The organism is Massilia pseudoviolaceinigra (assembly GCF_030846505.1).
Taxonomy (GTDB): Bacteria; Pseudomonadota; Gammaproteobacteria; order Burkholderiales; family Burkholderiaceae_D; genus Telluria_A; species Telluria_A violaceinigra.
Genome location: NZ_JAVCWL010000003.1, coordinates 87,093 through 100,225, shown reverse-complemented (window position 1 = coordinate 100,225; position 13,133 = coordinate 87,093). Strand labels below are relative to the sequence as shown.

At 66.2% G+C, this 13,133-nt stretch carries 12 protein-coding genes; all 12 read right to left on the bottom strand.

What is annotated here, in order from left to right:
• Positions 1–4: 4 nt before the first annotated feature.
• The 12 genes from RBA40_RS04030 to RBA40_RS03975 all read right to left on the bottom strand — a co-directional run bounded on the left by RBA40_RS04030 (position 5) and on the right by RBA40_RS03975 (position 13,040).
• Positions 5–1,162 carry a mechanosensitive ion channel family protein gene (locus tag RBA40_RS04030; protein WP_306646178.1) on the bottom strand — a complete coding sequence of 386 codons (1,158 nt, stop codon included), beginning with the start codon at positions 1,160–1,162 and terminating at the stop codon, positions 5–7.
• 136 nt (positions 1,163–1,298) lie between these two features.
• Positions 1,299–2,315, bottom strand: coding sequence for a cytochrome d ubiquinol oxidase subunit II (gene cydB, locus RBA40_RS04025; RefSeq protein WP_306646176.1), 1,017 nt, complete (start codon positions 2,313–2,315; stop codon positions 1,299–1,301).
• The gene (locus RBA40_RS04020; RefSeq protein WP_306646174.1) at positions 2,312–3,718 is read right to left on the bottom strand and encodes a cytochrome ubiquinol oxidase subunit I; all 1,407 of its coding nucleotides are present in this window, start codon (positions 3,716–3,718) and stop codon (positions 2,312–2,314) included. The genes cydB and RBA40_RS04020 overlap by 4 nt, the downstream gene beginning before the upstream one ends.
• 143 nt (positions 3,719–3,861) lie before the next feature.
• Positions 3,862–4,263 carry a nuclear transport factor 2 family protein gene (locus RBA40_RS04015; RefSeq protein WP_306646172.1) on the bottom strand — a complete coding sequence of 134 codons (402 nt, stop codon included), beginning with the start codon at positions 4,261–4,263 and terminating at the stop codon, positions 3,862–3,864.
• A 268-nt stretch (positions 4,264–4,531) separates the two neighbouring features.
• On the bottom strand, positions 4,532–5,047 hold the full coding sequence (locus RBA40_RS04010; protein WP_306646170.1) for a hypothetical protein: 516 nt from the start codon (positions 5,045–5,047) through the stop codon (positions 4,532–4,534).
• Between the two features lie 248 nt (positions 5,048–5,295).
• On the bottom strand, positions 5,296–5,688 hold the full coding sequence (locus RBA40_RS04005; protein ID WP_306646168.1) for a RidA family protein: 393 nt from the start codon (positions 5,686–5,688) through the stop codon (positions 5,296–5,298).
• 1 nt (position 5,689) lies between these two features.
• Positions 5,690–6,847: an acyl-CoA dehydrogenase family protein gene (locus tag RBA40_RS04000; RefSeq protein ID WP_306646166.1), complete on the bottom strand. Its 1,158-nt coding sequence runs from the start codon at positions 6,845–6,847 to the stop codon at positions 5,690–5,692.
• A 1-nt stretch (position 6,848) separates the two neighbouring features.
• Positions 6,849–7,703 (bottom strand): enoyl-CoA hydratase family protein, encoded by an 855-nt coding sequence (locus RBA40_RS03995; protein ID WP_306646164.1) that lies wholly within the window; start codon positions 7,701–7,703, stop codon positions 6,849–6,851.
• 8 nt (positions 7,704–7,711) lie between these two features.
• Entirely contained in the window at positions 7,712–8,203 is a 492-nt protein-coding gene (locus RBA40_RS03990; RefSeq protein WP_306646162.1) for a MarR family winged helix-turn-helix transcriptional regulator, read from the bottom strand.
• Positions 8,203–10,587, bottom strand: coding sequence for a bifunctional salicylyl-CoA 5-hydroxylase/oxidoreductase (locus RBA40_RS03985; RefSeq protein WP_306646160.1), 2,385 nt, complete (start codon positions 10,585–10,587; stop codon positions 8,203–8,205). The genes RBA40_RS03990 and RBA40_RS03985 overlap by 1 nt, the downstream gene beginning before the upstream one ends.
• Positions 10,588–10,603: 16 nt before the next feature.
• Positions 10,604–12,232 (bottom strand): AMP-binding protein, encoded by a 1,629-nt coding sequence (locus RBA40_RS03980; RefSeq protein WP_306646158.1) that lies wholly within the window; start codon positions 12,230–12,232, stop codon positions 10,604–10,606.
• A gap of 88 nt (positions 12,233–12,320) precedes the next feature.
• Positions 12,321–13,040 (bottom strand): response regulator, encoded by a 720-nt coding sequence (locus RBA40_RS03975; protein WP_306646157.1) that lies wholly within the window; start codon positions 13,038–13,040, stop codon positions 12,321–12,323.
• Between the last annotated feature and the right edge of the window lie 93 nt (positions 13,041–13,133).

Sequence of the window (13,133 nt, the reverse complement as noted above, 5' to 3'; positions counted from 1 at the left end):
AAACTCACATTCCGGCCGGCTGCTTGCGCGTCGACACGATATTGTGCAGCGCCGCTGCCGGCTTGACGGTCGCCGCCGGTTTGGCGCTGCCGGGGCGCGCGACGCGCTCGATCAGCAGATGGCGCGACGCGCCGACCGTGGACACGCCCAGTTGCTCGAACGCCTCCATCGCCGCCAGCAGGATGGATTGCTGGATATCCATGTAGCGTCCGTAGGAAGGATCGAGCACATGGAACACGACATCGAATTCGAGCGCTTCCTGGGTCACGCTTTTCAGGTGCACGCGGTCGTAGCGCACGCCCTCCTGCGCTTCGATAATGGCGCGCAGGGCCGGCGGCACCTGGGCTGCCTGGGCCGTGGTGGTGGCCGGATTGGCGCGCAGCGAAAACTGCACGCGCCGGGTCGACATGCGCTTGAAGTTGCGCAGCGTGTTTTTCAGCAGTTCGGCGTTGGCGATGACGATCTGCTCGCCGCTGTCGGAGCGGATGCGGGTCGTCTTCAGACCCACGTGTTCGACATTGCCCGAAAAGCCGGCGACGCTGATCGAGTCGCCCACCTCGAACGGCTTGTCGACGGCAATCGAGAGCGAGGCGAACAGGTCGCCGAGCACATTTTGCACCGCCAGCGCGACGGCTATGCCGCCAATCCCAAGGCTGGCCACCAGGGTCGATACATCGATGCCCACGTTCGACAGCACGGCCAGCAAAAACACCACCCACAGCACGGTTTTCAGCACCCAGACCATGAGCGTGTTCGCCACGGTGGCGGGCGCGTCCGGCGCGCTGGCGCGGCTGCGGAAGTAGCGCTGCGCGCCGACGCTCAGGGCGCGGTCCAGATACAGCGCCAGCTGGGCGCCAAGGGCGATGAACCACAGATGGCGCACCCGGTCGTCCCAAGGCGCGCCGAGATCGAGCACCGTCAGCCCGAACAGCAGCGCGGTGACGATCAGCGCCAGCTTGCTGGTGCGCGCCAGGGTGGCCTTGAGCAATTCGGCGGCGGGCCGGTCGGCCCGTCCCTGCTCGCTCAGCCTGGCGAGATGGCGGCGGAACAGCACGACGGCGCCGTGCATGATGACATAGCTGGCGATGGCCACGGCCAAGGCGAGCAGCCAGTTGGCCGGGGCGATCCCGGCCAGCGGGGAAGTGATGGCATGGATATCCAAATGTGGTCTCCTTCAAGTGCGGTGTACGGCTCGCTGCGGGCCGCCCGAAAGCCGCAGCCTACAAGCTCAGCCTGAAAGTTGTCGCACATTTCGGCTGAGAAACGTCCGCGCCAGCGCCTTGCGCGCCCCGCGCCGCTCAAGCGTGATAGCCCTCCCCCGCCCTGATCTTGCCCCTGAAAAGCCAGAACACCAGCGCCGTGTACGCCAGTATCATCGGCAGCAGGATCGCCGCGCCCACCAGATAGAAAAGCTGCGATGCCGGATGGGACGCGGCCTGCCATACCGTGAGCACGGGCGGCACCACGTAAGGCATGTTCGACAGCACCAGCCCCGCCATCGCCAGCAGGAACACGCCCACCGCTGCCGCGAACGCCAGCACGCTGCGCCCGTGGCGGATGCCGCGCCAGCACAGCCACGCGCAAAGCGCGGTGGCCACCGGCACCAGGGAAAGGAACACGATGTTCGGTACGCTGAACCAGCGCTGCGCAATGCGGGGAATCTGCAGCGGCGTCCAGACGCTGACCAGCACGATGAACCCCAGCAGCCCGGCCAGCAAGGCGGGCGCCATCCTGCGCACCTTGCGTTCGACCTCGCCCTCGGTCTTCATCAGCAGCCAGGTCGCGCCCAGCAGCGCGTAGCCGCTGACCAGCCCCAGCCCGCACATGATCGCGAACGGGGTCATCCAGTCGAAAGGGGCGCCCGCGAACTGGCCGTCGCGCACCCGGATCTCTTGCAGCAGGCCGCCCAGGATCACGCCTTGCGCGAACGCGGCCAAGGTCGAGCCGGCGGCGAAAGCGCCATCCCAGACGCGCTGATGATGCCTGGCCACCCAACGGAACTCGAATGCCACCCCGCGGAAAATCAATGCCAGCAGCAGCACCAGCACCGGCAGGTACATGGCCGGCAGGATGATGGCGAAAGCCTTGGGAAACGCCGCCCATAGCGTGACGCCACCGAGTACCAGCCAGGTCTCGTTGCCATCCCAGAAAGGCGCCACCGAATTCATCATCTGATCGCGCGCCGATTCGTCGCGAAAGAAAGGGAACAGGATGCCGATGCCCAGGTCGAAGCCGTCGAGCACGACGTACATCGACAAGGCCACGCCCAGCACCAGCGCCAGGATCACGGGCAGCAGGTACGCCGGGTCGCTCATGGCGTCACCTGCGGCTGCGCTGGCGGCGCCGGCTGGCCGCCCGCCAGCGGGCGGTTGGGCAAGGTGTCCGGCCCCGGCAGCGCAGGCTGCGGCCCGCTGCCGATCATCCGGCCGATATACCACACGCCAACCGAAAACACGACCACATACACGAGCACGAACAGCGCCAGCGACGTGGCAACCTGGGCGGCAGTGACGGGCGACGCCGCCTGGGCGGTACGCAGCACGCCGTACACGATCCAGGGCTGGCGCCCGATTTCGGTGACCATCCAGCCGGCCAGGATGGCGATGAAGCCGAGCGGCCAGGCACGCGCCAGCGGCCGCAGGAACCAGCGCGCGTCAATCAGTCGCTTGCGCCACCACAGCCAGGCGCCAACCCAGCCGATGGCAATCATCAGCAAGCCCAGCGCGACCATCAGCCGGAACATGAAAAACACGGGCAGCACGGGCGGGCGCTGGTCGGCGGGAAAGTCGAGCAATCCGCGAAAGCGCCCGTTCCAGTCGTGCGTGACGATCAGGCTGCCCAGGTTCGGTATCGCGACTTCGGCCCGGTTGCGGCCGGCGGCACTGTCGGGCCAGGCGAACAGGACCAGCGGAGCCGGCCGCGAACCGTCCCAGTGCGCCTCGATCGCCGCGACCTTGGCCGGCTGGTATTGCAAGGTGTTCAGGCCATGCAGGTCGCCCACGACCGCCTGCAGCGGCGCCAGCACCGCCAGCATGCCCAGGCCCATATGCAGCATGGTGCGCGCCTCCGGCATGAAGCGCCCGGCCAGCGCATAGCGGGCGCCGGTCGCGCAGACCACCAGCGAGGTCGTCAGGTAGGCGGCGATCATCATGTGCGTGAAGCGGTACGGAAAGCTGGGGTTGAAGATGATGTCGAACCAGCTGACGGGATAGGTGATGCCCTGCTCCATCGCAAACCCGGCCGGCGTGTGCATCCAGCTGTTGGCCGAGAGAATCCAGAACCCGGACAGCGCCGTCCCGAACGCGACCACGATGCAGGCGAGCGTGTGCAGCCATGGCGGAAAGCGATTCCAGCCGAACAGCATAATCCCGAGGAAGCTCGCTTCGAGAAAGAAGGCGGTGAGCACCTCGTAGCTGAACAGGGGTCCCAGGGTGTTGCCGATGATCTGGGCGAAGCGGCTCCAGTTGGTGCCCAGCTGGTATTCCATGACGATGCCCGATACCACGCCCATGGCGAACGACACCGCGAATATCTTGGTCCAGAAGCGCGCCAGCGTGTGGTAATGCGTTTTCTTGGTGCGCAGCCACAGCACTTCGAGGGTGGCGATAAAGGCCGACAGCCCGATCGTAAAGGCTGGGAATACAATATGAAACGCGATCGTGAACCCGAACTGGATTCTTGAAAACAGTATCGCGTCGATCCCTGCCACCGTGTCCATTGCCGCTCCCGCTCAGTCGCTATATATCGCTCTGTATCGCTCTGTATCGCTCTGTATCGCTCTGTATCGCTCTCTGTCGCCATGCCGCCCCGTCGATCCCGCGCGGTCATGCCCGCGCCGGCCGTGGCGCAACCCGCCTGCTGTTAGTGCGCCGGTGCTTCGATCCGGACTTGCCGGCTGTCGAAATAGCCGTGGAAACGGGTAATTTGCCCGGCATCGTCGAATTCGAGCAGGGTGACGCCTTCGTACTCGACCGGCTGGCCGTGCGGACCGGTGCCGGCCGAGCGCCAGAACAGGCCTGCGCAGGCGTCGGCGGTGGTGATGTGGGAGAACGCGGAGCGCACCGTGCCGAAGCTGGCGCGGTAGCTACGCCAGAAGGCGGCGATCTGCTCGCGGCCCGCATGGTCGGCGATGGGATTGCGCAGATGCGCATTGTCGGCAAACAGTCTGGCCAGCGCATCGGCCGCGGATGGACCGCCGTCTTCAAGATGGCGCAACTGGTCGATGAAACGTGCCGCGTGCTGCCTGGCTTGTTGCTGGTCCATTGTTTCCCCGCAGAATGATGGGTGATCGTGCCCGGATACTGGTCAGAGTGCGTGACAACGCAAAAGTTCGGCGCCATTGGCATGGTTGATGAAAAATTGGTGTCAGCACTGTAGAGAGGGTGGATGCGGCAATACGGGTGACGGTGTCAGTGCCGCAGCGCCAGGCGCGGGCGCCACGCGAACGTCAGCTTGCCGGAAATGCCAATAACGCCGCAGGAGCATGCCCCGGCTCACACCGGGCCGCGCGTGGCAACGCAATCGGCGCTGTTTAGCCGGGTTCCGCTGCGGGCCCCGGCTGGGGCGGCGCAGGAGGTACCGCCCGCGTGGGTGATGCCGCCGGCCGGTCCGGTCCCGGCGCCACGGGAGAGGCTGGAGGCAGGCGCGCAGCGAGCTTATTGATCTGGGTTCCCAGATACAGACCTTGGCCGGCCATGCCGGCAAACAGCGTTAAGGCGATACCAGCGCACCATTTCACGGTGCTCATCAACGCAGCGTCTAAATCCGAACGCAATCTGTCCATTTTTTCGTTCAGGTCCAGACGCAACTTGTCCATTTTTTCGTTCAGGTCCAGACGCAACTTGTCCGTTTTTTCGTTCAGATCCAGACGCAGGCCGGCCAAGTCCGCCTTGGTAGCCAGGGTCGGCAAGATGGTGTCAAAGCGCGTTTCGAGCACGGTAAGGCGGCGGTCCATGTCGCCATCATACGGCGGCCCGCCGCCGCCGGCAACCGGCGCACCATTGTCGTCAGGTTCCGGCGGCCCGCTCGGCACGGCATTCATGCTCATCGACTTTCCCTGGTTGGCACGGCACGCGCCGCGCCATCAAGTGTAGGCTTGTGCGAGTGCCGTCATCGGGCATTCCACGAGCGCCTTGAGGTGAGTCAGACAACGTACGGACGAGGGGAACAAAGCGAAAAAATTTCAAAAGCTCAGCGCTGTGCCGGCGGCAAAGCATCATACGGCGGCCCGCCATCACCCGTAACGGGCGCACGTTTGGCATCCGTTCCGGCGCCCCGCCCGCCGCGGCAGGCAAGCTACGCCGGCACAATGGCCGTCACCTCGATTTCCACGCGCGCCCTGTCCTCGACCAGACCAGCCACCTGCACCGCCGTCATCGCCGGAAAATGCCGGCCGATCACATCGCGATACGCAGCGCCGACTTCCTTGTGCGCGCCCAGATACTCATGCTTGTCGAGCACATACCAGGTCATGCGCACGATGTGCTCTGGCCGCGCACCGCCCTCGGCCAGCACATCGACCACGTTCTGCAGCGCCTGGCGCACCTGTCCGGCGAAGTCATCCGTATGGAACACGCCCTGCCCGTCCCAGCCGATCATGCCGCTCACGCACACCGTGCGCCCGCTGGCGGCCACGCCATTCGAATAGCCGCGTGCCCGCACCCAGCCCGGCGGTTGTAGAAATTCCATGCTATGCCTTTCCTTCCACCGCTGGCGCGGCTTCGCGCAGCAGCGCGCGCGCGATGATCAATTGCTGCACCTCGGTGGCGCCTTCATAAATGCGCAGCGCGCGGATTTCGCGGTACAGCCGCTCCACCGGATGCTCGCTGACCACGCCCATCGCGCCGAACATCTGCAGCGCGGCGTCGATGACTTTCTGCGCCGTTTCGGTCGCCGTCATCTTGGCCATGGCCGCTTCCTTGGTGACCTTGCGGCCCTGGTCGCGCTGCCACGCGGCCCGGTACGTGAGCAGCGCCGCAGCGTCGATCCCGGTCGCCATCTCCGCCAGCTTGGCCTGCGTGAGCTGGAAATCGGCCAGGGTCTGGCCGAACATCTTGCGCGTGCTGGCATGCGCGATCGCCTCGTCGAAGGCGCGCCGTGCAAAGCCCAGCGCCGCCGCCGCGACCGAGGTGCGGAACACGTCCAGGGTCGCCATCGCCACCTTGAAGCCCTGCCCTGCCTCGCCCAGGCGCTGCGAGCTCGGGACGCGGCAGCCATCGAAACGCAGGCGCGCCAGCGGATGCGGGGCGATCACCTCGATCCGTTCGGCCACCGAAAACCCGCGCGTGTCCGCATCGACGATAAACGCGCTGATGCCACGCGCCCCGGGCGCCTCGCCGGTGCGCGCGAACACCACGTAAAAGTCGGCGATGCCGCCGTTGGAAATCCAGGTCTTCTCGCCATCGAGCACGTAGTCGTCGCCGTCACGCACGGCCGCGCACTGCATCGCCGCCACGTCCGACCCGGCCTGCGGCTCGGACAGCGCAAACGCCGCAATCGCCTCGCCGCGCGCCACGCGCGGCAGGTAACGCTCCTTGTTGGCGGCGCTGCCGAACAGCGAAATCGCGCCCGATCCCAGCCCCTGCATGGCGAACGCGAAATCGGCCAGGCCATCGTGGCGCGCCAGCGTTTCGCGGATCACGCAAATGGCGCGCGTGTCGATGGCGCCGACAGCATGATCAAGCCAGCCGCCCTCACCCAGCTGGCGCACCAGCGCGCGGCAGGCGCCATCGACCTCCCGCCCGTGCGTGGGCGCCAGATTGGCGCTCGCCCACGTGTCCAGTGCCTGTTCCAGCGCGGCGTGTCCGGCGTTAAAAAACGGCCACTCCAGATACGTTTTGTCGGCCATGTCAGTCCCCCTCGAACACAGGCCGCTGCTTGGCCACGAACGCGTGATAGGCGCGATGGAAGTCGTTGGTCGCCATGCAGATTGCCTGCGCCTGCGCTTCCGCCTCGATGGCTTCATCGACGCCCATGTTCCATTCCTGCTGCAGCATTTTCTTGGTCATGCCATGCGCAAAAGTGGGCCCGGAAGCGAGCGATGCGGCCAGCGCCCGGGCGTCGGCCAGCAGCGTTTCCGGCTCGCTGATACTGTTGAAAAAGCCCCAGCGCTCCGCTTCGCTGCCCGACATCGAGCGGCCCGTGTACAGCAGTTCGGCGGCGCGCCCCTGCCCGATCACGCGCGGCAGCAGCGCGCACGCGCCCATGTCGCAACCGGCCAGGCCAACGCGGGTGAACAGAAACGCCGTCTTGCTGCGCGCGGTCCCCAGCCGCATGTCCGACGACAGCGCCAGGATCGCGCCGGCGCCCGCGCAGATGCCATCGACCGCGCTGATCACCGGCTGCGGGCAGGCCCGCATCGCCTTGACCAGATCGCCCGTCATGCGCGTAAAGGCCAGCAGGCCGGGCATGTCGAGCTGGGTCAAGGGACCGATGATGTCGTGCACATCGCCGCCCGAGCAAAAATTCTCGCCCGCGCCGGTGATGACCACCGCCTTCACATCGTCGGCATATGCCAGCGCGCGAAACAGGTCGCGCAGCTCTGCGTAGGAGTCGAACGTGAGCGGGTTTTTGCGCTCGGGCCGGTTGAGGGTCAAGGTCGCGACGGCGCCCTCGACCTCGAAACGAAAGTGGCTGGCCTGGTACGACGCCAGCGCGCTGCGGTTGCCGGGCAATTGCTGCGCCTGGCCTGGTAGGTAACGCATGGGATTCCTTATTGGAGATGCTGTTTCATTTGCGAGAGCAGCGCGATGAGCTGCCCTTTGTCGTCGGGCGAGATATCCTTGAGCAGGTCGGCGATCCACTCTTCGTGCACCACCGCCATTTTGGCGAACGCCATGTGGCCCTCGCGCGTCAGCTTGACACTGTAGGCGCGCCGGTCCCTGGGGTCGGGCACGCGCACCACCAGCGCTTCCTGCTCCAGCTGGTCGGTGATGCCGGTGATATTGCCGCCGGTGACCATCATGCGCCTGGACAGCTCGCCCATGCGCAGCCCGTCCGGATGGCGCTCCAGCTGCGCCATCAGGTCGAAACGCGGCAAGGTGATGTCGAACGTCGTGCGCAGGCGGCTGCGAATCTCGTTCTCGATGCGCACCGTGCACGAAAGCATGCGCAGCCACAGCTTGAGCGATTGATGATGATCCTGCGTCAGGCGGCTGGCCAGGTCCAGCGCCGTGCCGTCGTTGTGCGGCGTGAGCTCGTCCATCAGCCCTCCAGCAATCTGGCTGCGACCTGCTGCGGGCTCATACCTGCGCCCGCGGCGGCCAGCTGGCGTTCGCGTTCCAGGTTGCGCTCCAGCTGCAGCTTGGCCGGCCGGTACTGCTTCGGCCAGTCGATCGCCGAAAAGCCGATGCGCGCCGCCTCGGTCAGCGTCCACGCCGCATTGGCAAGGTGCGGCCGCCCCACCGCGCACAGATCGGCGCGGCCGGCCGCGATGATGCTGTTGGCGTGATCGGCCTCGAAAATCGAGCCGACCGCGATCGTCGGAATCTTCGCCTCGTTGCGCACGCGGTCGGCGAAAGGGGTCTGGAACATGCGCCCGTACACCGGCTTTTCGCGCTTGCTGACCTGCCCCGACGAGCAGTCGATCATGTCGGCGCCGGCCTCCTTGAACAGGCGCGCGATCCGCACCGCATCGTCGGGCGTGATGCCGCCATCGACCCAGTCGTGCGCGGAAATGCGTACGCTGATCGGCCGGTCCACCGGCCATGCGGCGCGCATCGCGCGAAACACCCGCAGCGGATAGCGGCAGCGGTTTTCCAGGCATCCCCCGAATGCGTCATCGCGCCGGTTGGTCAGCGGCGAAATGAAGGACGACAGCAGATAGCCGTGCGCGCAATGCAGCTCCAGCCAGTCGAAGCCCGCTTCGGCGGCCGCGCGCGTGGCGCGCACGAAATCGGCTTCAATGCGGTCCATGTCATCGAACGTGGCGGCGCGCGCGGTCTGCGATACGCCCTCCAGATACTGTTCGCTCGACGCGGCCACGAGCGGCCAGTTGCCGCTCTCGAGCGGCTGGTCGATCCCGTCCCACATGGCCCTGGTCGATCCTTTCGGACCCGCATGGCCCAGTTGCAGCGCGATCTTGGCGTCCGAACTGGCATGCACGAAGTCGACGATGCGCTTCCACGCCGCCGTGTGACCGGGCGCGTACATGCCCGGGCAGCTTGGGGTGATGCGCGCGTCGGCCGACACGCACGTCATCTCGGCAAACACCAGGCCCGCGCCGCCCAGGGCGCGCGCTCCGAGGTGCACCAGATGATAGTCGCCCGCCACGCCGTCAATCGCCGAGTACTGCGCCATGGGCGAGACCACGATGCGGTTTTTCAGCGTGACGCCGCGCAGCTTGAAGGGCGTGAGCATCGGCAGCACGCGCGCGCCGGCCGGCGGCACCAGGCCGGCCTGCTCGCAGGCGCGCCGTGCAATCCAGGTTTCGAAGCCGGCGATGTAATCAGGGTCGCGCAGGCGCAGGTTTTCGTGCGACAGGCGCTGGCTGCGCGTGAGCATCGAGTACGCGAACTGCGGCGCCTCCATGGCGGTGTAGCGCTCCACGTTCTCGAACCATTCCATCGAATTGCGCGCCGCGCTTTGCAGCTTGAGCACCTCGACCGCGCGCACTTCCTGGTACTCCGCCAGCGCCTGCGCCGCATCCGCGTGCGTGCCGAAACAGCGCGCCAGCTCGATCGCGTCTTCCAGCGCCAGCTTGGTTCCCGAACCGATCGAGTAATGCGCCGAATGGGCCGCATCGCCCATCAGCACCACCGGGACCCGGGTCGATCCCACCATGCTCCAGTGCACCCACTGCGCGCACACCACGCGCGGGAAAGTGATCCACATGGCGGAACCGCGCAGATGGGGCGAGTTCGACATCAGCGCATGCCCGTCCAGCTGATCGGCGAACAGGCGCTCGCAGTACGCGATGCCCTCTTCCTGCGTCATCTGGTCAAGTCCGGCGCGGCGCCACACCTCTTCCGGCGTTTCGACAATGAAGGTCGAGGTGTCGCCATCGTACTGATAAATATGCGCCTGGAACCAGCCGTGCTCCGTCTCCGTGAAGGCGAACGTGAACGCATCGAACTTCTTGCGCGTGCCAAGCCACACGAAGCGGCAGCGGCGCGCCTCGATCTCGGGTCGATAGGTCCCGGCGTAGCGCTTGCGGGTACGGCTGTTCAAGCCGTCAGAGGCGATCACCAGGTCGGCGCCGTACTTGCCCGCCAGCGCCTGGTCGTCCTCGACCTCGTTCTCGAACACCAGCTGCACACCCAGTTCCTCGCAGCGCTGCTGCAGGATATTGAGCAGGCGCTTGCGCCCGATGCCGCAGAAACCATGCCCGCCCGAAGTGACTTTCTCGCCCCTGAAGAAGATGTCGATGTCGTCCCAGTGATTGAACGACTGCGAAATGGCGCGCGCGCTCTGCTCATCGGCGCCCACCAGGTTGCCCAGCGTCTGGTCGGAAAACACCACGCCCCAGCCGAAGGTATCGTAAGGGCGATTGCGTTCGACGACGGTGATCTGGTGGGACGGGTCCTGCTTTTTCATCAGCAGGCTGAAATACAGTCCGGCGGGGCCGCCGCCGATGCACACAATATTCATGAGGTTCGTCTTCGGTTTAGGTAGCGCGCAGCTTGAAGCGCTGCAGCTTGCCGGTTTCGGTACGCGGCAGTTTGTCGATGAACCTGAGCGAGCGGGGATATTTATAGGGAGCGATCTGCAGTTTGACGAAGTCCTGCAACTGGGCGGCCAGCGCCTCGGTCGGCTCGAAGCCCGGTTGAAGCACCACGTGCGCTTCCACCACCTGGCCGCGCTCCTCGCATGCCCGCCCGATCACGCCGCATTCGGCCACCGCTTCATGGCGCAGCAGCACCTCTTCGACTTCGGCGCCGGCGATGTTGTAGCCGGCCGAGATGATCATGTCGTCGGTGCGCGAACGATAGTAGAAATAACCGTCGGCGTCCATTTCATAGGCGTCGCCGGTGAGGTTCCAGCCACCGAGCACGTAATCCTTCTGGCGCTCGTCGGCCAGGTAGCGGCACCCGGTCGGCCCCTTCACCGCCAGGCGGCCGATCACGCCCGGCCCCACCTGCTGGCCGTTCGCATCGAGAATGCAGGCCTGGTAACCCGGTACCGGCTTGCCGGTCGCCCCTGGCCGGATCGCGTCGCCCGCCGCCGAAATGAAGATGTGCAGCAGCTCGGTCGCGCCAATGCCGTCGATCATGCGCAGGCCGGTGGCAGCCTGCCAGGCTTCGCGCGTGGCCAGCGGCAGCGCTTCGCCGGCCGACACCGTGCGTGTCAGGCTCGATACATCGTAGTTCGCCGCCAGCGGCGCCATCTGGCGATAGAAGGTGGGCGCGGTAAAGCACACTGTGGCGCGATATTTTTCAATGGCGGCCAGCAGCGTGTCGGGCGTGAGTTTTTCAAGCAGCACGCCGGCGGCGCCGACCCGCATCGGAAACAGCAGGAGCCCGCCCAGCCCGAAAGTGAACGCCAGCGGCGGCGTGCCGATGAAGACGTCGGTTTCGGCCGCGGCCAGCGTATGGCGCGGAAAACAGTCGCAGATGGCCAGCACGTCGCGGTGAAAATGCATGGTCCCCTTGGGGATGCCGGTGGTGCCCGAGGTAAAACTGATCAGGCACACGTCGTCGGCGGCGCAGGCGTGCGCCGCGAACGGCACCGGATGGCGCGCCATCATGGCTTCCAGCGAGGCGGGGTTGTCGGGATCGTTGAACGTCACCACATGGCGCGGCAACGCTGCGATGGCGTCGATCTCGCCGCGCAGGCTGGCCGCGCACAGCACCGCGTCCACGCTGGCCTTGTCGACGATGGCGGTCAGTTCGCGCGCGCGCAGCAGCGGCATGGTGGGCACGGCGATCAGGCCGGCCTTGAGCACGGCCAGCAGGCAGGCCGCCATCATCGGGTTGTTCGCGCCGCGCAGCAGCACGCGGTTGCCGGTGACCAGTCCCAGGTCGGCGCGCAGCACGTGGGCGATGCGGTCGACCCGGCGCTGCAGTTCCGCGTAGGTCCAGCTTTCGCGCTCGCCGACGATGGCGATGCGCCCTCCCGCCCCACGCTCGACCGCCGCGTCGAGCAGTTCGGCGGCGCAGTTGACGCGCTGCGGATAATCCAGCTCGGGCAGGTCGAATAAAAACTCGGGCCACTGGGCCGGTGGCGGCAGGAGTTCGCGCGCAAAGCCGTCCTGGTAGGCCGAGGCGCTCAGTAGCGATGCGGTCAAGCGTGTCATGGTCGCCCCGAAAAAAGTGTCAGTGGTTCACCCGACGGATACTTTAGACTTAAACTATCACAACATCAAGCGCTTTCGCATGACTGCGTCAGGAAGCGCTTCCCTGGCGTTTGAGCGCTTCGCTCTGGTGCATTGCCGAGCGCACCACCTCGGCCAGCGCCAGCTTGACCTGGGCGCCATCGAGCTCCCCGGGGGGCAGCGTCTTGAGCGTGTCGGCCGCGCCGTTCAGCCCCAGCGTCATGCAGCCGGCATGCAGGCGGTCGATGCGCACATGGGCCGCGCCATGGTCGCCGCGTTCGAGCAGGTCGGCGATGTCGGTGCCGGCCGCCGCCACCTGCGACTGCAGGCCGCCCAGGTAGATCATCAGGCGCTCGGCGCCGATCCCGAGGCGCAGCAGCGTAGCCTGCACCTTTTCGGCGCGCGGCGCCACCGCGATCGGATCGCTGCCGGTCAGGCCGGCCATGTGCTCGCGCACCTGCTCGCCCTGGAACGGCTTGACGATATAGCCCGACGCGCCAAGGCCGCTGGCCTGGTCGAACGTGTCGCGGTCGGTGGCCGAGGACACCAGCACGAAGGGCATCGCGCCCAGGGCGCCGTCGGCGCGCACGCGCTGCAGCAGGTCCATGCCGGACAGGCGCGGCATGCGCAGGTCGCAAAAACAGATCGCCGGGCGCAAGCCCTGTTCGAGCTGGTTCCAGGCGTCGGCGCCGTCTTCCGCTTCGAGGATCTCGAATTGGCCGCAGGAGTCGATCAGGTGCATCAGCACCATGCGCGATACGATGTCGTCATCCACCACCAGAACCTTCATTTGGCCACCCTCCGTACGCAGTAACGCCACAAAACACGCCTGTCCAACTCATTCCTTCGGCTAATACCTCTAGCTTATACGCCAATATTACAG

Excerpts from the sequence above, each read along its gene's own strand:
- cydB (WP_306646176.1), bottom strand. The coding sequence starts at position 2,315 with ATGAGCGACCCGGCGTACCTGCTGCCCGTGATCCTGGCGCTGGTGCTG.
- RBA40_RS04020 (WP_306646174.1), bottom strand. The coding sequence starts at position 3,718 with ATGGACACGGTGGCAGGGATCGACGCGATACTGTTTTCAAGAATCCAG.
- RBA40_RS04015 (WP_306646172.1), bottom strand. The coding sequence starts at position 4,263 with ATGGACCAGCAACAAGCCAGGCAGCACGCGGCACGTTTCATCGACCAG.
- RBA40_RS04010 (WP_306646170.1), bottom strand. The coding sequence starts at position 5,047 with ATGAGCATGAATGCCGTGCCGAGCGGGCCGCCGGAACCTGACGACAAT.
- RBA40_RS04005 (WP_306646168.1), bottom strand. The coding sequence starts at position 5,688 with ATGGAATTTCTACAACCGCCGGGCTGGGTGCGGGCACGCGGCTATTCG.
- RBA40_RS04000 (WP_306646166.1), bottom strand. The coding sequence starts at position 6,847 with ATGGCCGACAAAACGTATCTGGAGTGGCCGTTTTTTAACGCCGGACAC.
- RBA40_RS03995 (WP_306646164.1), bottom strand. The coding sequence starts at position 7,703 with ATGCGTTACCTACCAGGCCAGGCGCAGCAATTGCCCGGCAACCGCAGC.
- RBA40_RS03990 (WP_306646162.1), bottom strand. The coding sequence starts at position 8,203 with ATGGACGAGCTCACGCCGCACAACGACGGCACGGCGCTGGACCTGGCC.
- RBA40_RS03985 (WP_306646160.1), bottom strand. The coding sequence starts at position 10,587 with ATGAATATTGTGTGCATCGGCGGCGGCCCCGCCGGACTGTATTTCAGC.
- RBA40_RS03980 (WP_306646158.1), bottom strand. The coding sequence starts at position 12,232 with ATGACACGCTTGACCGCATCGCTACTGAGCGCCTCGGCCTACCAGGAC.
- RBA40_RS03975 (WP_306646157.1), bottom strand. The coding sequence starts at position 13,040 with ATGAAGGTTCTGGTGGTGGATGACGACATCGTATCGCGCATGGTGCTG.